Source organism: Bradyrhizobium sp. Pha-3, from assembly GCF_042258325.1.
GTDB classification, from domain to species: domain Bacteria; phylum Pseudomonadota; class Alphaproteobacteria; order Rhizobiales; family Xanthobacteraceae; genus Bradyrhizobium; species Bradyrhizobium elkanii.
Genome location: NZ_CP170151.1, coordinates 7,765,132 through 7,783,665, shown reverse-complemented (window position 1 = coordinate 7,783,665; position 18,534 = coordinate 7,765,132). Strand labels below are relative to the sequence as shown.

At 64.8% G+C, this 18,534-nt stretch carries 22 protein-coding genes; 14 read left to right on the top strand and 8 right to left on the bottom strand.

Annotated features, from left to right (window positions below; genetic code table 11):
* Positions 1–16: 16 nt before the first annotated feature.
* The 5 genes from ACE10X_RS37110 (at position 17) to ACE10X_RS37090 (ending at position 4,928) form a co-directional block, all read left to right on the top strand.
* Complete coding sequence (locus ACE10X_RS37110) at positions 17–1,309, top strand: adenylosuccinate synthase (RefSeq protein WP_038382261.1); 1,293 nt, start codon at positions 17–19, stop codon at positions 1,307–1,309.
* Positions 1,310–1,344: 35 nt separating this feature from the next.
* Positions 1,345–2,898 (top strand): hypothetical protein, encoded by a 1,554-nt coding sequence (locus tag ACE10X_RS37105; RefSeq protein ID WP_304557029.1) that lies wholly within the window; start codon positions 1,345–1,347, stop codon positions 2,896–2,898.
* A gap of 197 nt (positions 2,899–3,095) precedes the next feature.
* On the top strand, positions 3,096–3,530 hold the full coding sequence (locus ACE10X_RS37100) for a DUF5413 family protein (protein ID WP_038382276.1): 435 nt from the start codon (positions 3,096–3,098) through the stop codon (positions 3,528–3,530).
* Between the two features lie 263 nt (positions 3,531–3,793).
* Positions 3,794–4,273 carry a Crp/Fnr family transcriptional regulator gene (locus ACE10X_RS37095; RefSeq protein ID WP_016844320.1) on the top strand — a complete coding sequence of 160 codons (480 nt, stop codon included), beginning with the start codon at positions 3,794–3,796 and terminating at the stop codon, positions 4,271–4,273.
* Between the two features lie 94 nt (positions 4,274–4,367).
* Positions 4,368–4,928, top strand: a complete 561-nt coding sequence (locus tag ACE10X_RS37090; RefSeq protein ID WP_038382265.1) for a DUF4112 domain-containing protein — start codon at positions 4,368–4,370, stop codon at positions 4,926–4,928.
* 61 nt (positions 4,929–4,989) lie between these two features.
* Here ACE10X_RS37090 and ACE10X_RS37085 read toward each other — a convergent pair whose 3' ends face one another.
* The 5 genes from ACE10X_RS37085 to ACE10X_RS37065 form a co-directional block, all read right to left on the bottom strand.
* On the bottom strand, positions 4,990–5,280 hold the full coding sequence (locus ACE10X_RS37085; RefSeq protein WP_016844322.1) for a hypothetical protein: 291 nt from the start codon (positions 5,278–5,280) through the stop codon (positions 4,990–4,992).
* Positions 5,281–5,504: 224 nt separating this feature from the next.
* Complete coding sequence (locus ACE10X_RS37080; protein ID WP_016844323.1) at positions 5,505–5,669, bottom strand: DUF3309 family protein; 165 nt, start codon at positions 5,667–5,669, stop codon at positions 5,505–5,507.
* A gap of 197 nt (positions 5,670–5,866) precedes the next feature.
* Entirely contained in the window at positions 5,867–6,280 is a 414-nt protein-coding gene (gene msrB, locus ACE10X_RS37075; protein WP_028343489.1) for a peptide-methionine (R)-S-oxide reductase MsrB, read from the bottom strand.
* 21 nt (positions 6,281–6,301) lie between these two features.
* Positions 6,302–7,018, bottom strand: coding sequence for a peptide-methionine (S)-S-oxide reductase MsrA (gene msrA / locus ACE10X_RS37070; RefSeq protein ID WP_051002659.1), 717 nt, complete (start codon positions 7,016–7,018; stop codon positions 6,302–6,304).
* Positions 7,019–7,407: 389 nt separating this feature from the next.
* Entirely contained in the window at positions 7,408–8,517 is a 1,110-nt protein-coding gene (locus ACE10X_RS37065; RefSeq protein ID WP_038382266.1) for an ATP-dependent RecD-like DNA helicase, read from the bottom strand.
* A gap of 218 nt (positions 8,518–8,735) precedes the next feature.
* Between ACE10X_RS37065 and ACE10X_RS37060 the strand changes: the two genes are divergently transcribed.
* The 8 genes from ACE10X_RS37060 to ACE10X_RS37025 are packed head-to-tail and all read left to right on the top strand — an operon-like array spanning position 8,736 to position 15,613.
* A complete protein-coding gene (locus ACE10X_RS37060; RefSeq protein ID WP_304557024.1) occupies positions 8,736–9,941 on the top strand; it encodes an LLM class flavin-dependent oxidoreductase in 1,206 nt (401 codons plus the stop codon).
* Positions 9,942–9,978: 37 nt separating this feature from the next.
* Entirely contained in the window at positions 9,979–10,212 is a 234-nt protein-coding gene (locus tag ACE10X_RS37055) for a hypothetical protein (RefSeq protein WP_157787849.1), read from the top strand.
* Between the two features lie 44 nt (positions 10,213–10,256).
* Positions 10,257–11,207 (top strand): sulfonate ABC transporter substrate-binding protein, encoded by a 951-nt coding sequence (locus ACE10X_RS37050; RefSeq protein WP_038382278.1) that lies wholly within the window; start codon positions 10,257–10,259, stop codon positions 11,205–11,207.
* A 40-nt stretch (positions 11,208–11,247) separates the two neighbouring features.
* Complete coding sequence (locus tag ACE10X_RS37045) at positions 11,248–12,201, top strand: sulfonate ABC transporter substrate-binding protein (protein WP_038382268.1); 954 nt, start codon at positions 11,248–11,250, stop codon at positions 12,199–12,201.
* Entirely contained in the window at positions 12,183–13,364 is a 1,182-nt protein-coding gene (ssuD, locus tag ACE10X_RS37040) for an FMNH2-dependent alkanesulfonate monooxygenase (RefSeq protein WP_038382269.1), read from the top strand. Before ACE10X_RS37045 ends, ssuD begins: the two co-directional genes overlap by 19 nt.
* Positions 13,361–14,167, top strand: a complete 807-nt coding sequence (ssuC, locus tag ACE10X_RS37035) for an aliphatic sulfonate ABC transporter permease SsuC (RefSeq protein WP_038382270.1) — start codon at positions 13,361–13,363, stop codon at positions 14,165–14,167. The genes ssuD and ssuC overlap by 4 nt, the downstream gene beginning before the upstream one ends.
* Positions 14,168–14,175: 8 nt before the next feature.
* Positions 14,176–15,015 carry an ATP-binding cassette domain-containing protein gene (locus ACE10X_RS37030; protein WP_038382279.1) on the top strand — a complete coding sequence of 280 codons (840 nt, stop codon included), beginning with the start codon at positions 14,176–14,178 and terminating at the stop codon, positions 15,013–15,015.
* 7 nt (positions 15,016–15,022) lie between these two features.
* The gene (locus ACE10X_RS37025) at positions 15,023–15,613 is read left to right on the top strand and encodes a flavin reductase family protein (RefSeq protein ID WP_038382271.1); all 591 of its coding nucleotides are present in this window, start codon (positions 15,023–15,025) and stop codon (positions 15,611–15,613) included.
* A 26-nt stretch (positions 15,614–15,639) separates the two neighbouring features.
* Here ACE10X_RS37025 and ACE10X_RS37020 read toward each other — a convergent pair whose 3' ends face one another.
* On the bottom strand, positions 15,640–16,017 hold the full coding sequence (locus ACE10X_RS37020) for a hypothetical protein (protein WP_016844337.1): 378 nt from the start codon (positions 16,015–16,017) through the stop codon (positions 15,640–15,642).
* 169 nt (positions 16,018–16,186) lie between these two features.
* Here ACE10X_RS37020 and ACE10X_RS37015 point away from each other — a divergent pair, with 169 nt between their 5' ends.
* Complete coding sequence (locus ACE10X_RS37015; protein ID WP_016844338.1) at positions 16,187–16,342, top strand: hypothetical protein; 156 nt, start codon at positions 16,187–16,189, stop codon at positions 16,340–16,342.
* A gap of 368 nt (positions 16,343–16,710) precedes the next feature.
* Here ACE10X_RS37015 and ACE10X_RS37010 read toward each other — a convergent pair whose 3' ends face one another.
* Both ACE10X_RS37010 and opgC read right to left on the bottom strand, forming a co-directional pair.
* Positions 16,711–16,929, bottom strand: coding sequence for a hypothetical protein (locus ACE10X_RS37010; RefSeq protein ID WP_038382272.1), 219 nt, complete (start codon positions 16,927–16,929; stop codon positions 16,711–16,713).
* A 60-nt stretch (positions 16,930–16,989) separates the two neighbouring features.
* Positions 16,990–18,465, bottom strand: coding sequence for an OpgC domain-containing protein (gene opgC / locus ACE10X_RS37005; RefSeq protein WP_244435663.1), 1,476 nt, complete (start codon positions 18,463–18,465; stop codon positions 16,990–16,992).
* Positions 18,466–18,534: the final 69 nt, after the last annotated feature.

Genomic DNA, 18,534 nt, shown 5'->3' with positions numbered 1-18,534 from the left:
AGGGAACATCTTCGCAATGGCCAATGTTGTCGTCGTCGGCGCCCAATGGGGTGACGAAGGGAAGGGCAAGATCGTCGACTGGCTGTCGGAACAGGCCGACATCGTCGTGCGCTTCCAGGGCGGCCACAATGCCGGCCATACGCTCGTGATCAATGGCGAGACCTACAAGCTGGCGTTGCTGCCCTCCGGCGTGCTGCGCCCGAACAAGCTCGCGGTGATCGGCAATGGCGTGGTGTTCGATCCGCAGGCCTTCCTCGACGAAGTCGCCAAGCTGAAGGGGCAGGGCGTTGCGGTCGGACCGGACAATCTGCGGATCGCCGAGAACGTCACGCTGATCCTGCCGCTGCATCGCGAGCTCGACGCCTTGCGCGAATCCGGTAACGCCATCACCTCGATCGGCACCACCCGCCGCGGCATCGGCCCGGCCTATGAGGACAAGGTCGGCCGCCGCGCCATCCGCCTGATGGACCTCGCCGACCTCGACACCCTGCCGCACAAGATCGAACGCCTGCTGGCGCATCACAACGCGCTGCGCCGCGGCCTCAATCTGCAGGAGATCGACGGCAAGGGCATCCTGTCCGAGCTGTCGGCGCTGGCGCCGAAACTGTTGCCCTATGCCGAGACGGTGTGGCGGCTGCTCGACATCAAGCGCCGCGAGGGCAAGCGCATCCTGTTCGAGGGCGCGCAGGGCGCGCTGCTCGACGTCGACCACGGCACCTATCCCTATGTGACCTCGTCCAACACGGTGGCGGCGCAGGCCGCGACCGGCACCGGCCTAGGCCCGGGCGCGGTCGGCTATGTGCTGGGCATCTGCAAGGCCTACACCACCCGGGTCGGCCAGGGCCCGTTCCCGACCGAGCTGAACGACGAGATCGGCGAGGAAATCGGCCGTCGCGGCAAGGAATTCGGCGTCAATACCGGGCGCAAGCGCCGGGTCGGCTGGTTCGATGCCATGCTGGTGCGACAGACTGTCCGCACCTGCGGAATTGCCGGGCTGGCGCTGACCAAGCTCGATATTCTCGACGGGTTCGACAGCATCAAGGTCTGCATCGGCTACAAGCTCGACGGCAAGGAAATCGACCATCTGCCGGCGGGCGAGGGCGCACAGGCCCGGGTCGAGCCGATCTATGAGATCATCGAGGGCTGGAAGCAGCCGACTGCCAATGCGCGGTCCTGGGCGGATCTGCCGGCCCAGGCCATCAAGTACGTTCGCCGGGTCGAGGAACTGGTGGGGTGTCCGATCGCCCTGCTGTCCACCAGCCCGGAGCGTGAAGATACTATTCTGGTACAGAATCCGTTCGAGGCTTAACGGGATATTACCTATATCCCTCCAATTGTGTGGAAATGGCTGACTACTACCCGCTGATCGCCCGCGCCATCGCCGGATTGGACCCCAACGCCCCCGGCGAAGCCCGCCGTGCGCTGTATGCGCGGGCGCGAACGGCGTTGATCCAGCAGCTTCGCGGCGTGCAGCCGCCGCTCTCCGAATCCGAGATCACCCGCGAACGGCTGTCGCTGGAAGAGGCGGTTCGCAAGGTCGAGTCCGAGGCCGCGCAGCGCGCCCGCGAGGCCTCGCGCCCCGGTGGCGGTGCCCGCGGCAGCGATGCGCTGCGCCGGGCCAATCCCCGGCCGCCCGAGCCCGCTTCCGCCGACAGTGCCGCCCGCCCACGGCCCCCGGCCGAGCCCCGCCCGCCGCGCAATCTGCGTCCCGATGCGCCGCCGCCGGCCCCGGCGCGGCCGCAGAACCCGCCGGGTCCCGAGACCCAGGCGCCGCCGGCCCGGCCGGGCCCGCCCCGCCGCGGACCGGAAGGCGCGCCGCCGCCGGTGCCGCCGGCATCGCCGGGCGTGCGCGGCTTCCGCGACATCACCGCCGACGCCGACGATCTCGGCCGTGCCGCGGCGCAAGCCAGCCGCAACGCGCGCAAGACCTACGCCAACGTGCCGTCGCCCTCGCCGGAATTCGACCGGCTCGAGCCGAGCCTGGAGAATCGCGGCGGCGATCCCGAGGCGCCGTATTCCTACGACGAGTCGATCGAGGAGGCCGAGCGCTACACCCCGCAGCCGCCGCAGGGTCCGCCGCCGCAGCGGTCGCGGGCCGGCAACGGCGAGCGTGAGCCGAAAAAGCCGCCCCGCGTCGGGTCGATGTTCCCGTTCAAGACCGCGATCGTGATCGGCATCCTGCTGATCCTGGTCGGCACCGGCATCCTGTTCCGGCAGCAGGCCATGACCCTTGTCAGCAGCCTGTTCAAATCCTCGGCCCCGGTCGAGGCGCCGAAGGATGCCGCGTCGACGCCTGCGAGCAAGAAGATCACCGACCGCGTCGGCCAGCCCTCGTCGTCGGGCGAGACGGTCGCCCCGGTGGCGCAGCGCGTCGTGCTGTATGACGAGGACCCGTCGGATCCGAAGGGCAAGCAGTATGTCGGTTCGGTGGTCTGGCGCACCGAGCAGGTCAAGGGATCGGGCAACCAGAAGGCCGACATCGCCGTGCGCGCCGACATCGACATCCCCGATCGCAAGTTCAAGATGACGATGTCGTTCCGCCGCAACACCGATTCATCGCTGCCGGCGAGCCATACCGCGGAATTGACCTTCATCCTGCCGCAGGACTTCGCTAATGGCGGCGTCGGCAACGTGCCGGGCATCCTGATGAAGTCGAACGAGCAGGCGCGCGGCACGCCGCTGGCCGGGCTCGCGGTCAAGGTCACCGACGGCTTCTTCCTGGTCGGCCTCTCCAATGTCGACGCCGACCGCTCGCGCAACCTGCAGCTCCTGAAGGAGCGCTCCTGGTTCGACGTGCCGCTGGTCTACACCAACCAGCGCCGCGCCATCATCGCGATCGAAAAGGGCGCCCCCGGCGAGCGGGCCTTCAACGAGGCATTCGCCGCGTGGGGCGAGTAGCGGCCTAGCTCTCGCCTCGGTTGCCAGCAATGTCATCGCCCGGCTTCGTCCGGGCGATTCCGTATCGCAGCAAGATCTGCGGCTGTTGCAGCGCATTCGACGCGCGGCGCTCCGGAACATCGCCGCGGCTTTCGATTTTTCCCTAGAACCGTCGCGCGACCGCGTTACACTTGACTGACGTCGGGCAAGGGGACGCCATGAAACGCTATCTGATCTTCGCAGCCATCGGGCCGTTCATCGGCGGCTTCCTGTTGCTGCTCATGACCACCTATCAGTCCGGCTACTGGACCGAGACCAGTGGCGGCGAGGTGACCAAGCTGCTCGTCGTGTTCGTGAAGTCGCTGCAATACAATTATCTGTTCGGCATCGTGCCGTCGCTGATGTTCGGTGCGATCGACGACATCCTGATGCATGTGAAGCGGATCGCGCCGGTGGTGCGGATGCTGCTCGTCGGCGCGGTGGCGTTCGTTGGCGCCGCGTTGACCTACGCCTCGCACGGCTCCGAAAGCGGCGCGGTGCAGTTCATCCTGTACGGAATGGTCGGCTTCATCCCGGGCGTGATCACGTCCTGGCTGGCGCACAAATATGCCGAAGAGCTGCACGCGCCGGCGCAGCCGGCTTCGCAGCACTAGGCGCCTACTCGTTACCAAGGGAAAAGCAGAAGTCGTGATCGGCGACGTCTGACCCAACGGCGAATGATCGCATCGGGATCGGACAGGACCGCGCTCAACGCACGGCGCGGAATAGATCACCCGTTGCAGTAGTCTTGTCAGCGCACCAGACGGCCGGACGGCCAGCGCACTTCACATAACTGTCATATCATCGTCATGCAAACGTAGTCCCAATGTCATGCCCGCGTCGCCCTCGCGACCCGCGGCCGTCCGGGGCAGCGGCGATGCCGATCTCGGGCCTGCTCTATTCTGTGTTCGCGCATCTATTTCAGCCGTCGCTGCAGACGACCGGGACGTACGGGATCTGCGTCCGGATTCGGGGAAAGGAATTTCGAGTGGCAGATGCAAGCTTCAGCCTTCTGACAGGCAACAGTATCGAAACGCGCCTGGTCCGGGCCGGCGGCGTGATCTTTCGCGAGGGCGAGCAGGCCAACGAGCTCTTCGTGATCAAGAGCGGCTATGTGCGCATTCAGGTCGGCAACAAGACCATGGCGGATCTGGCGCCCGACACGATCTTTGGCGAGATGGCGTTGATCGACAACGAGCCAAGGAGCGCGACCGCCACGGCGCTCACGGATGTCGAGCTCGTCCCGGTCTCGGAAAAGCAGTTTCTCTTCCTCGTGAGCCAGACGCCGCATTTTGCCCTGAAGGTCATGCGGACGCTGGCGCAGCGCCTTAGAACCATGAACAAGGGCGTCTACTGAACGCGAGCACGGCAGAGCCTTGAGGTAACAGGCCTTGAAGGTGACACAGTGGTAATGTGACGCAACTTGAACCGCCTGCCTGCGTTACCAAGTGATGGCCATGCCCGAGGACGACATCTTCACGCCCCACGCCGCGCGATCGCGGCCGCCTTTTGGCGGCGCGCAGGCGCGCAGCAAGGTCATCGACCAGGACGGGCGCGAGCTCGCCGACGGCCCGCTGCATCCGCAGTTCCAAGGTTTTCAGGGAGCCTTTCAGGAAGGCTTCCAGTTCGACTTCCGCAACTCCACCGCCAATCCGTTCGGCAATCTGACCCGCGAGCAGCGGCTGGCGCGGCTGGAGATGATCGCAAAGCTGCTCGACGTCGCCTTCATCGTGCCGGGCACCAATGTGCGCTACGGCATCGACGGGCTGATCGGCCTGATCCCCGTGGTCGGCGATATCATCACCACCGCGATCTCGCTGTGGCTGGTGCGCGAGGCCCGGTTGCTGGGCGCGCCCTGGCACATCACCGCGCGGATGCTTGCCAACGTCGCCGTCGACGGCGTGATCGGCATGGTGCCGGTGGCGGGCGATGCCTTCGACGTGATGTTCCGCGCCAATATCCGCAATGTGCGGATGCTGCGGCGCTGGCTCGACAAGCAGCCGAGATTTTAACTCTCAAAACAAAAGCCCCCGGATCGGTCCGAGGGCTTTTCGTTAAGAAGGAGCAGAAAGCTTACGCGGCGTCGGCGTCGGTCTGGCTGGCGGCGGGGCGCGGACGGCGCGGCAGCGGGAAAGCCTCGCTCTCATAGAGCGAGCGGATGCCGTTCTGGTCGAATCGGGCTTCCTCGACCTGCAGATAGGCGCCGTTCAGCGAGTCCGCCGGCAACTGCTCCATCGCGAACTGCACGGCCTCGGCAGCGGTGCCGAAACGGCGGTAGGCGAAACCCGCCCGCTTCTTCTTGCGGATCGCGGCGGGGAACAGTTCGGCGGATGTGTTATAGTTGAACGGACGCAGGGGACGCATGGTCGACGACCTCTTGTGTTCTTTTCAGTTGGCGTTGCGAAAGGGATTTTGGGGGACGGCGGCCTATTATCGGCGGCGCGCCGTACATGTCATTTCGACCCCTAATATAGGCCTCTTTGACAAAAATGCGACCCCAGAAGAGCCCCTGACAGGGCACATGCTGAATCCGCGCATAGCACGGGCGCCGGCCAGATAAGTCATTTTGTTTCAATGACTTATGGCGCTCAAATCTTGTCGAGCCAGGCCAGGATCGCGACCACGATCAAAATCACCCCGAAAAGGCCCATTCCGGAGTGGCCGAGGCCATAGCCATAGCCGCGAATTCGGCCGCTATAGCCGCCCAGCAGGATAATCAGCAGAAGGATGATGAGGATCAGTCCAAGCGACATGGCGCCCTCCTCAGAACAGGCGGCAGCCGCACGGCGAGACGCCTACGGCCCCGCGAACACCAAGCAAACCACATTCCGGCCTGCGAGTCGTTAAGGCCGTCAGCCGATCACGAGGATGTTGCCGGGGGGCCGGAGCCAAAACAAAGCCCCACGCGACCGGCCTGTTGGTCGCGTGGGGCACGGCGCGGTGGGCGGCGTTACTTCTTCTCGTCGAGCTTCAGCGCCGCCGAGTTGATGCAGTAGCGCAGGCCGGTCGGGCCGGGGCCGTCGTTGAAGACGTGGCCGAGATGGCCGTCGCATTTCGAGCACAGCACCTCGGTGCGGATCATGCCGTGGCTCATGTCGCGCTCCTCGTCGACATGGCTCTCGACCGAGGGCTTGGAGAAGCTCGGCCAGCCGCAGCCGGAATCGAACTTCTGGTCGGACTCGAACAGCGTCTGCCCGCAGCCGGCGCAGACATAGGTGCCCTTGCGCGGATCATGCTCGTATTCGCCGGTGAAGGGCCGCTCGGTCGCTTTCTCGCGCAGCACGGCATACTGCATCGGCGTCAATTCCTTGCGCCACTCGGCCTCGCTCTTGCGGACCTTGCCGTCGGTCTTGGTATCGGACATTCAACCTCCTTTGCGAGATGCTCAGTTGGTGACCTTGGTGCTGCCCACCAGCGTCGGCTTCTCGATGTAGTTCTCCACGAAGATCTTCTTCAGGTTCTCGACCTTCGGGATGTCGTTATAGGCAATATAGGGCTGGTTCGGGTGCAGCGTCAGATAGTCCTGGTGGTAGCCCTCCGCCGGATAGAACGCCTCCAGCGCGCCGACCTTGGTGACGATCGGCTTCTTGTAGACCTTGGCCGCGTTGAGTTGGACGATATAGGCGTCCGCGACCTTCTTCTGCTCGTCGCTGGTGGTGAAGATCGCCGAGCGATATTGCGTGCCGGAATCGGGGCCCTGCCGGTTCAGCTGGGTCGGGTCGTGCACGACGGAGAAGAAGATCTGCAGGATCTTGCCGTAGGAGATCTTCTGCGGGTCGTACTTGATCTCGACCGATTCCGCATGGCCGGTCGTGCCGGTCGAGACCTTCTCGTAATCGGCGTTTGCCTTGCTGCCGCCGGAGTAGCCGGACACCGCGCTGACGATGCCGGCGGTGTGCTGGAACACGCCCTGCACACCCCAGAAGCAGCCGCCGGCGAGCACCGCGGTCTTGATGCCGGTTTCCGGCGCGCTCGCGGCCGGCGGCGGGATGATCACGGCGTCCTCGGCGGCAAGCGAGGGCGCAACGGCAAAAGCTGTGACGGCCAGCGCGCCGATCGCGGCGGCGCACAGCGAGAGGCGGCTGAGGGAGCTTTTGGGCATGGGTTCCTCGTGGGATCGCAAGTGGGGCCAGTCTAGAGCGGGAGCCGCCATTGGCCAATCAGGCCGGCGGCTCCGACGCTTCAAAATACGGGCGAGGGGGCGTTTTGTTACGGCGCCGGCCACACGGTTTCGTGAGGGAAATCAGCGAGGTTCAGGGATGACAGTGATGGATTTTTGCCCGCGGCCTCTCCACGCCCGTCGTCCTGGCGAAAGCCGGGACCCATAATCACGAAATGTACTTTAGGCGGGATCGTGGCCCCAGCGTCCCGCAACAACAAGCAGCCGGGGTAATGGGTCCTGGCTTTCGCCAGGACGACGCTGAAGGTTGGGGCCGCCTGCGAGTCATACACTCACCTGCTGTCAGGATGACGTCGGCGCCTGCGGGACGATCACACGACGATGCTCAGACGCTTCGCTGCCCGCGTGATGCCGGTGTACAGCCACCGCGCGCGCGAGTCCTGGAACGCAAAACTCTCGTCGAACAGCACGACGTCGTCCCATTGCGAGCCCTGCGACTTGTGCACGGTCAGCACGTAGCCGTAGTCGAACTCGTCATAGGGCTTGCGCTGCTCCCACGGCACGCCCTCGACGCCGCCGTCGAAGCATTCGCCGCGCACCGAGACCTTGGTGACCTTGTAGCCGAAGTCCTCGTCCGGCATCACGCGCATGGTGATGATCTTGGATTTCGACTGCGCGCGCGCCTTGACCCGCCACAGCCCGCCGTTGAACAGGCCCTTCTTGCGGTTGTTGCGCAGGCAGACCAGCTTGTCGCCGGCAACCGGCAGCGGATCCTCGATGTTCTGCCGCTGCCGCACCCGCATGTTGTAGGCGCGGCGGGTGTTGTTGCGGCCGACCAGCACCTGGTCGGCACTCATCACGCGGTCCGGATCGAGCTCCTTGCGCGACACCACCTCGCTCTCGCCGTGGCGGCCGATCTCGAGCTCGCGGCCCTCGCGGATATCCATCGACATCCGCACGATCGGATCGTCCTGCGCCTGGCGGTGCACCTCGGTCAGCATCGCGTCGGGCTCGGCATCGGTGAAGAAGCCGCCGCCCTGGATCGGCGGCAATTGCGCGGGATCGCCGAGCACCAGCAGCGGGCAGTCGAACGACATCAAATCGCGGCCGAGCTCGGCATCGACCATCGAGCACTCGTCGATCACGATCAGCTTCGCCTTCGATGCCGGCGCGTCGTCCCAGAGCTCGAAACTCGGCTGCTCGACGCCGGACTCGCGGGCGCGGTAGATCAGGGAATGGATCGTCGAGGCGCTGTCGCAACCCTTGTTGCGCATGACGAGCGCCGCCTTGCCGGTGAAGGCCGCGAACTTCACCTCGCCGTCGACGCCTTCGGCGATGTGACGGGCGAGCGTGGTCTTGCCGGTTCCGGCATAGCCGAACAGGCGGAACACCGGCGGCGTGCCGTTCTGGCCGGGCTTGGCCTTCAGCCAGTCGGCGACGGCTTTCAGCGCAGTGTCCTGATGCGGCGTGAAGGTGGTCATGAGCTTTCGGAAGAGTGAGCGCGCGACCGATAGCGCCGCGACTCAGGCCAGCACAAGCTAAACATTCATGCGTTCCGATCAAGCCGTCTCCCGCTGCGCGGAATTGGGGTTTCGCCCCCGAGGCTAGACTTGATCCGGGGCGCCACTAGACTGCCCCAAAACAACAAGCGGTCGGGACCACGACACGTGGTCGAGGAAGCGACCTTGGGAGTGACTCCATGAAATTCGGCATCTTTTACGAGCTGCAATTGCCGCGCCCCTGGAACGACGGCGACGAGCTCAGGCTCTACCAGAACGCGCTGACGCAATTGGAAACCGCCGATCGGCTCGCTTACGACTACGCCTGGGTCGTGGAGCACCACTTCCTCGAGGAATATTCGCACTCGCCGGCGCCGGAATCCTTCCTCGCCGCCGCGAGCCAGCGCACCAAGAACATCCGGCTCGGCCACGGCATCTTCCAGCTCACCACCAATCATCCCGCCCGCGTCGCCGAGCGGGTCGCGGTGCTCGATCTCTTGAGCAACGGCCGCTGCGAGTTCGGCATGGGCGAGAGCGCCTCGATCACCGAGCTGACGCCGTTCGGCCGCGACATGGAGACCAAGCGCGAGGTGTTCGAGGAAGCCGTGCAGGCGATCTTCCCGATGTTCAGCAAGGTCGGCACCGAGCATCACGGCAACTATTTCGATATTCCGCTGCGCAATGTCGTGCCGAAGCCGGTGCAGAAGCCGCATCCGCCGCTGTGGATGGCGTGCTCGCAACTGCCGACCATCGAACGCGCCGGACAGAACGGGTTTGGCGCGCTCGGCTTCCAGTTCGTCAGCGCCGAGGCGGCGCATGCCTGGGTGCACGCCTATTACAACGCGATCACCAAGCGGCTGCAGAAACTCGCCGACTACGAGATCAATCCGAACATGGCGCTGGTCTCGTTCTTCATGTGCGCGAAGACCGACGAGGAAGCGCGCCGGCGCGCCGACGGCGCGACCTTCTTCCAGTTCGCGCTGCGCTATTACGGCCAGGCGCAAAACCGGCAGCGGCCGGCGCCCGGCACCGTCAACATGTGGGACGAGTACAACAAATGGAAGCGCGACAATCCGGAGGCGCAGGAGGCCGCGCTACGCGGCGGCCTGATCGGCTCGCCCGAGACCTTGCGCAAGAAGCTGCGGCGCTTCCGCGCCTCGCATATCGACCAGGTGATCCTGCTCAACCAGGCCGGCAAGAACACGCATGAGCACATCTGCGAGTCGCTCGAGCTGTTCGGCAAGGAGGTGATGCCGGAGTTCCAGCACGATCCCGAGCACCATGCCTGGAAGAAGGGCGTGCTCGACGGCTCGATCCAGCTCGAGGAGATCGACACCCAGGCGTTCACCGACCGCTATGGCAAACTCGCGGTCAATGTCGGCTCGAAGGCCGCCGCTGCCGGCTGATCGATTGTTGGAGCATCGGCTCTGATAATCAGAGCCGATGCTCCAGATTCTTGTTGGACGCGTTTTCTTCACGCGAACCGGTAGCCACTTCGCTCGAAAACGCTTCTGTACAGCGACCTCGCGTTTCCGTGAGGAAAATAATTCGCTACGCGCGATCCGCGCCTTAAAAGAAACGGCACGCGCGATGCCAGCACCGAAGTGCTGGCATCGCTATTTTTGTGCGGTGCTCGACAGCTTCATTCGCGCGCCCCATCATCCTGACATCGCATGATCGTGCAGCGCGATGGCGCGCTTGATCGTCAGGAGAGTCTTGGAATGAAGCGTCGTGAGTTCCTCCAGCTGTCGCTCGTCACAGCCGCCGCCGCTGCGCTGTCACGCGGTGCGCAGGCGCAGGCGGACGCGAAGGAAATTCGTATCGGCTATCAGAAGAACGGCGTGCTCGTTATCACGCGCCAGCGCGAGGCCTTGGAAAATCATTTCAAGCCGCAGGGCATCAGCGTGAAATGGGTCGAGTTCTCTTCGGGCCCGCCGATGATGGAAGCGATGAATGTCGGCAGCGTCGATTACGGCGCGGTCGGCGATTCCCCGCCGATCTTCGCGCAGGCCGCGGGCGCCGCCATCGTCTATGCCGCGGCCCAGCCCATCATCAACGGCTCCGGCATCCTGGTGCCGCAGAATTCGGCGATCACGTCAATCGCCGATCTCAAAGGCAAGCGCGTCGGCTTCACCAAGGGATCGAGCGCCCATAACGTCGTGATCCAGACGCTGGAGAAGGCCGGGCTCACCTATGACGACATCACGCCGGTCTATCTGACGCCGCCGGACGCCGGTCCCGCTTTCGCCAATGGCGGCATCGATGCCTGGGCGATCTGGGATCCGTATTTCGCGATCGCCGAGACCAAGCAGAACGGCCGCATTCTGGTCAAGACGCGCGACATCACCAAGACCAACTCGTTCTACATCGCCAACCGCGACTTCGCCCGCAATCGCGGCGCGATCCTGCAGCAGATCGTCGATGTCACGACATCGAGCGCGGCATGGGCGCAGGCGCATCCCGACGAGGTCGCCAAATCGCTGGCCGCGGTCACCGGCGTGCCGCTCGACATCCAGACCATCGCGGCGAAGCGGGCGGGCTTCTCGGTCGGACCCGTGACCGACGATATCATCGCGACCCAGCAGGGCGTCGCCGACCGCTTCTTCAAGCTCGGCCTGATCCCGAAGCAGATCGCGATCCGCGACATCGTCTGGCGCAATCCCCAGACCTGATCGGCGCGCGTTTGGTCATTTCAATGCAGAGGATAGTCCCATGACGCGTTTATTTCGACGCTGGGTCGCCCGCGCGGTGCTGTCGCTCAGCATCGTCGCGGCGACCGTCGGCGCCTCCTACGGCGAGGAGAAGGTCGTCCGCATCGGTTACCAGAAATACGGCAAGCTGGTGCTGCTCAAGAGCAAGGGCTCGCTCGAGGAAAAGCTGAAGGCGGCCGGCACCAAGGTGGTGTGGACCGAGTTTCCGTCCGGGCCGCCGCTGCTCGAGGCACTCAATGTCGGTGCGATCGATTTCGGCAACACCGGCGAGGCGCCGCCGATCTTCGCGCAGGCCGCCGGCGCGCCGATCCAGTATGTCGCCTACGAGCCGCCGGCGCCGAAGGGCGAGGCGATCCTGGTGCCGAAGGACAGCGCGATCAAGTCGGTCGCTGACCTGAAGGGCAAGAAGGTCGCGCTGAACAAGGGCTCCAACGTCCACTATCTCTTGGTGAAGGCGCTCGAGAAGGCCGGCGTCAAATATTCCGAGATCGAGCCGGTGTTCCTGGCGCCGGCCGATGCGCGCGCGGCGTTCGAGCGCGGCGCGGTCGATGCCTGGGTGATCTGGGATCCGTTCCAGGCCGCGGCGGAAGCTGCGACCGGCGCCCGCACCGTCGCCGACGGCACCGGCATCGTCGCGAACTATCAGTTCTACTTCGCCTCGAAGAAATTCCTGCAGGCCGATCCGAAAATCGTCGAGCTCGTGCTGGCGCAGCTGAGCGAGGTCGACGACTGGGCCAAGGGCGACATCCACGCCGTCGCCGAGCAGCTGGCCCCGAGCATCGGCCTGTCGGTGCCGGTGGTCGAGGTCGCGTTGAAGCGGCAGGCCTACGGCATCAAGCCGGTCACCGATGCGGTGGTCGCGGACCAGCAGCAGGTTGCCGACACGTTCTTCGCGCTCGGCCTGATCCCGAAACAAATCAAGATTTCCGACGTCGCATGGAGGCCGGGCACGTGAGCATCCCAACCAACGCCAACATCCTCTGGTTCCTGCCGACCCACGGTGACAGCCGCTATCTCGGCACGTCGATCGGCGGCCGCGAGGTGAACTTCAATTACCTGCGCCAGATCGCGCAGGCCGCGGATCAGCTCGGCTATTACGGCGTGCTGCTGCCGACCGGGCGGAGCTGCGAGGATTCCTGGGTGGTGGCGTCGGCCGTTGCGCCCTGGACCGAACGCCTGCGCTATCTCGTGGCGGTGAGGCCCGGCCTGCAGTCGCCGAGCGTCGCCGCACGCATGACCGCGACGCTGGACCGGCTGTCGAACGGCCGCCTGCTGATCAACGTCGTCACCGGCGGCGATCCGATCGAGAACAAGGGCGACGGCATTTTCCTCGATCATGACGAGCGCTACGCGGTGACCCGCGAGTTCCTCAACGTCTACAGCGATCTGCTGGCGGGCAAGACCGTCAATGTCGAAGGCGACCACATCCGGATCGAGGACGGCCGCCTGCTGTTCAATCCGGTGCAGTCGCCGCGGCCGCCGCTGTATTTCGGCGGCTCCTCGGATGCCGGCATCGACGTCGCGGTCGACACCGTCGACAAATATCTCACCTGGGGCGAGCCGCCGGCGCAGGTCGCCGAGAAGATCGCCAAAGTGAGGGCAGTGGCGGCGCAGCGCGGCCGCAAGCTCTCGTTCGGCATCCGCCTGCATGTGATCGTGCGCGAGACCAATGCGGAAGCGTGGCGCGCCGCCGACGAGCTGATCCAGTACGTGACCGACGACACGGTGGCCGCCGCGCAAAAGATTTTTGCGCGGATGGATTCGGTCGGCCAGCAGCGCATGGCGCAACTGCATGGCGGCCGCCGCGACAAGCTCGAGATCAGCCCGAACCTGTGGGCCGGCGTCGGCCTGGTGCGCGGCGGCGCCGGCACCGCGCTGGTCGGCGATCCCGAGACCGTCGCCGCGCGGATCAAGGAGTATCAGGAGATCGGCGTCGATACCTTCATCATGTCGGGCTACCCGCATCTCGAAGAAGCCTATCGCTTCGCCGAATTGGTGTTCCCGCTGTTGTCGCTGGCGCAGGGCGGCAACGTGACGCCGATCCGCGTCAACACCGGGCCGTTCGGCGAGACCATCGGCAACGACTACCGTCCGCAGAAGCAGGCATCGCAATCATGAGTCTTATCGACAGTCTCCCGCGCGTCGGCGCCCCGAAACTTCCAAAGGTCGACGGTCTGATTCCGTGGATCGTGCCGCTGGCGATCGTGCTGGTGTGGCAGCTTGCCTGCGTCACCGGCTACGTGCCCTCGCGGGTGTTGCCGGCGCCGACTGACGTCGCGGTGGCGGGATGGAAGCTGCTGCTGTCCGGCGAACTGGTCCGCAACATCTGGGTCAGCTTCTGGCGCGCTTCGATCGGCTTTGTGATCGGCGGCGGCATCGGCTTCGCCTTCGGCCTCGCCAACGGGCTGTCGCAGTTGTCGGCAAAGCTCACCGACACCACCTTGCAGATGGTGCGCAACATTCCGCATCTGGCGCTGATCCCGCTCGTCATCCTGTGGTTCGGCATCGACGAGTCGGCAAAGCTGTTTTTGGTGGCGCTCGGCGTGTTCTTCCCGATCTATCTCAACACGCTGCACGGCATCCGCACCGTCGACCCGCAGCTGATCGAGATGGGCCGCATCTACGGCATGACCGACGGCGAGTTGTTCCGCCGGGTGATCTTCCCCGGCGCGCTGCCCTCGATCTTCGTCGGGCTGCGCTTCGCGCTCGGCATCATGTGGCTGACCCTGATCGTTGCCGAGACCATCGCGGCCTCGTCGGGCCTCGGCTACATGGCGATGCAGGCGCGCGAGTTCATGCTGATCGACGTCGTCGTGCTCTCGATCCTGATCTACGCCTTGCTCGGCAAGCTCGCCGACAGCGCCTCGCGGGCGCTGGAGCGGCTGACCCTGTCGTGGCATCCCGCCTTCCAGAAGAAGTGAGAATGAGAATGCAAGAAGCGCTTCGTTTCGAAACCGCTGAAGCCGAGCCGGTCGACCGCACCGAGATCGTCGTGAAGGCGCGGCAGTTGCGGCGCGTGCCGGAAGGCGCGGCCCGCGGCCTGTCGCTGACCATCCGCGGCCTGCGCAAGGCGTTCGGCGACAATGAGGTGCTGCGCGGTATCGACCTGCACATACCGGCCGGCCAGTTCGTCGCGATCGTCGGCCGCAGCGGCTGCGGCAAGAGCACGCTGCTGCGCCTGATCGCCGGCCTCGACGCGCCGACGGCGGGAAGCATCGCGTTCGGCGAACAGCCGCGGGCGCAGGACGTCCGCGTCATGTTCCAGGAACCGCGGCTGCTGCCCTGGGCGCGGGTGTTGTCCAATGTCGAGGTCGGGCTGGGGCGCGAGCGCTCGTCCGCTGATGCACAGGCGCGCGCCGAGCGCGCGCTGGTCGAGGTCGGGCTCGGCGACAAGCGCACCCAGTGGCCGTCGGTGCTGTCGGGCGGGCAGAAGCAGCGCGTGGCGCTGGCGCGGGCGCTGGTCAGCCAGCCGCGCGTGCTGGCGTTCGACGAACCGCTCGGCGCACTCGACGCGCTGACGCGGATCTCGATGCAGCAACTGCTGGAACGGGTCTGGCGCGACCAGGGCTTTACCGCGATCCTGGTGACGCATGACGTCGCCGAGGCGGTCGCGCTCGCCGACCGCGTGCTGGTCATCGAGGACGGCCGCATCGCCGAGGATGTCACGGTCGACCTGCCGCGGCCGCGCCGGCGCGGGTCGGCCGAACTCGCCGCGCTGGAGGGCGAGATCCTGAAGCATCTGCTCGAAGGCAGCGAAGACAGTCTGTGAGGTCGCCATGAATTCCATCGTCCGCAATGTTTCGATCGAGCCCGCGGTTGCGGCCGCCGAATTCCGCGGCGCGATGCGTCACCTCACCGGCGGCGTCAGCGTGATCACGGCCGGTCGGGCTAAGGATATTTCAGGAATGACGGTGACCTCGGTGTCGTCGCTCTCGGTCGAGCCGCCGTCCTTGATCGTCAGCATCAACCGCGCGGCCTCGTCATGGCCGCTGATCGCGCGCCATGGCGTGTTCGGCGTCAACATCCTGGCCGCGGATCAGCGCGATATCGCCGAGCGCTTCACCGGCAAGGGCGGGCTGAAGGGCGCGGACCGCTTCACCGGGGCCGAGTGGACGACGCGCGCGTCGGGCGTCCCGCTGCTGGTCGGCGCGCTCGCCGCGGTTGATTGCGAGGTCGAGGAGACCATCGAACGGCATTCGCACGTGATCGTCATCGGCCGCGTGCTCGATGTGATTGCCTCCAAGCGCACCGCCGCGCTGGCGTATTGGCACGGCGAGTATGTCGCGATCGACCATGAGGAAGACGCCGCACGGCTGGCCGAGGTCAGCCTGCCGTCGCGTCATGTTCATGTGCGAGGGCCGCGCTAGCGCGCCGCGCTTATCCGGATCGGACTTTAGAAAACTGCGCTCAGCGATGCCGGGCTGTCGATGATCACATTGCTGCCGCGGACGCCAGCCCATACAGCCTGGACGGTCTGAGCTGCATTGGCCAGCGGAATGCCAACGACGAGCGTGGTCGGGATACGGCCAAAGCTCGACGGGGTCTCGTTATAGGTGAAGCTTGCGACGACCGGCGAGACCGTGCCATTGACGGTGACGCCGAACACGCCGCCCGGAATATCGTTGCCCGTGGCGTAGGGATTCGGAACGTTAAGGGTGATGATCGCGGTGGTGCCGACGCCCTCCGGAATCGTCAGGCTGAGGCCTTGCATCGGCGTTAAAGTCGCGGAAGTCGTGGACAGGGTGCCGCTGGTCTGCGCATAAAGGGCCATATCACTCTCCAGTTGTCTAAGGACGTAAAAACAATAGGAGATTGTGTAAGGCAACTGTTCCCCGGATTCAAGGGATGAACGGCGCCCAGGCCGGCGCGGCATGTTGGCCGTGGCGCTTTCCCGGCGCGCGCACTAAAAGCGCCCGAGATTTCGGAGACGTGACGGTTCGATGAAGCGCGTGGGAACCTGGCTGTTCTATCTCGTCGGTGCGATCGCCGTCGCCTATCTCGCGCTCTATGCCTATGTGACGTTCACCGGCCGCGACATCACGCCCGGCGATCCGATCCGCATCTTCCGCAAGCCCGACGCGCCCAGCTATTCGTGATGCCGGGCAAGCCATGTACTCATGAAGCGTAGGGTCAGCGGGCGACTGATGTCCGCTTGTCCGCCCATAGCGGCGGAATAGCAGACGTCGCGGAGGTCGCAGAATGGCCACCTCCGGACATCGTTTGGCGAAATATCCATTTCTAAGGAGCGTCGGGCTCGTAGAATATAATTGCCGTTGAAGCGGGATGTGCCGAAGACACCGTTCGGGACGAACGAGCAGTAGTTGTGCTGTCCCGAAATTTCCAACCGAGCGCCGAGCAGCTGTTGGAGTTGGCCGAGCGTATCGGCAGCCCGGCTCCAAATTAGGAAAGGAGCCCTCGCAGAGGGTGTGCGCTGATTTCAGCCGACATTCGCAGCATGATTCGACTAGGTCCGCTTGCCCACGCCAGTGGAAAAGGTCTCATGTGCACGCACCGGGGTGCAGGTCGTAAGTACGAGCGCAAACCGGCTGCACTGCCAGTCAGCGCCGAGCGCGGCGCTGGTGGGTGATGTCAGGTTGACCGACAGTAATGCCGCTACGCAGGCAAGCGTCACGTACGCCGCGATCAGCACCGCTCCCTTGTGGGTCCTTGGGTGGGAAATCATGGACTTAGCTCCTGTACGATGGCCGGAAGATTAAGGGGCAGGCTCCACAGTCCTTGTGATCTAATTCACGTCCTGACCCACATTTTTCGCTGGTGGCCCGAAGGCGTGCGCGATTGCTGGCACTGAATCAGCGCTGCAGCCGGACTCGCGCACCGGAGCGAACAGCATCTTTAGTCGATCAACCTCGTCGGCACAGGCGAGTAACGCGGGCGGAATGTCAACGCCGAGCGCCCTGGCTGTCATGGGATTGATGGCCAGTTCAAACCTGGTTGGCTGCTCGACGGCCTTCGCGTGCGGCGGCTGCCTGGGTTTGATCTTGATCAAATTCAGCAGCGTCGCCGCGCCGATCATCACCAGGACGCCACCAACACTGAGCGCGATCTGCATCGTCAGCCCCTCGGAGATGTCGAGCAGCGCCAGCTGGCTGGCGAGCGTCAGCAGTACGCCGAGGCAGTAGATTGGCAGCGAGTTCTGGCCGCAGCGAATGGCGCCACGCATCACCGGCGTCGTCAGCCCTCGCCAATCGCGAGGCACGAACGATACGAACAAAACCGCAAGGGCCAAGAAATGCAGCAGTCGCAAAGGGGCGAGATTCGATTTGTCCATCGGGTAAAGCAGAGCCTGCGGGACCAGCACTTCCAGCGGTTTGATGCTCCAGCTCAACGCGATGATGAGGCTGAACACCAGATAGACAACGGCAGGTACAAGCGCGGCGCGTGAGGTCACCCACGGTCGGAATCTTTTACCCTCGATGATCCACCACGCGCCAAGCACAAGCGGCAGCTGCCAGGCCAGCGGATTGAAGAACCAGTGGCCGTTCGGCCATGCCGGGATGGTCCAGCCGAAGACGTGCACCAGTGCATAAAGCAGCAGCGACGCGCCGAGCGTTGCGTTCGGCGCTCGCAGCAGCAGCCACAGCAGCGGCGCGAACAAAAGGTGATAAAGCACGAAGAGCGGCAAGATGTCGGTGTTGACGGGGCGGTATTGCAGGATCGCCGCGTGCGCGAGCGTCATGCCCGGCTCTTCCAACAGAATGCGCGTATTGCTCTCGTCGGCAAAATGACCGCTGCCTGCGAGGTGAACCATGACGGCGCAGGCGAGCGTGAGCAGCAGAAATGCGACATAAATATCCCAGCTTCGCCACAGAGTCCGGCCGATCACGCCGGTCCAGCCCCCGCTCTGCCGTGCCTTGCCGTAGGCCAGCGCGCAGGTCAGACCCGAAAGAAACATGAATACTTCCGCGGCATCGCTGAAGCCGTAGTTGCGCAGTGTCAGCCAGCTCCCGATGTTGTTGGGGACATGGTCAAGAAAGATGCACCAGAGCGCGATGCCGCGGCAGGTATCAATGCGCAGATCGCGGCCGTAGCCTTTCAGCTCTGGCAGCGCGGCTACCAATGGCTTCGGGGTGGCAGTTCGATCATGCATCTGATTGCCCCGTCCGGCGTGCGAGCGCGCCTCAAGAAGGACCGAATTTGAAAAACGGCCGGGTCGTGACAACGGCGCAGTCTCGAGTTGCTTCACGCCGAGCCCGGCCACGAAAGCTATTGCGATAACGATCGTATGGCGGCGCTTGGTGGAACCTCCTGGCGCGCGAGGCTGTCCGTT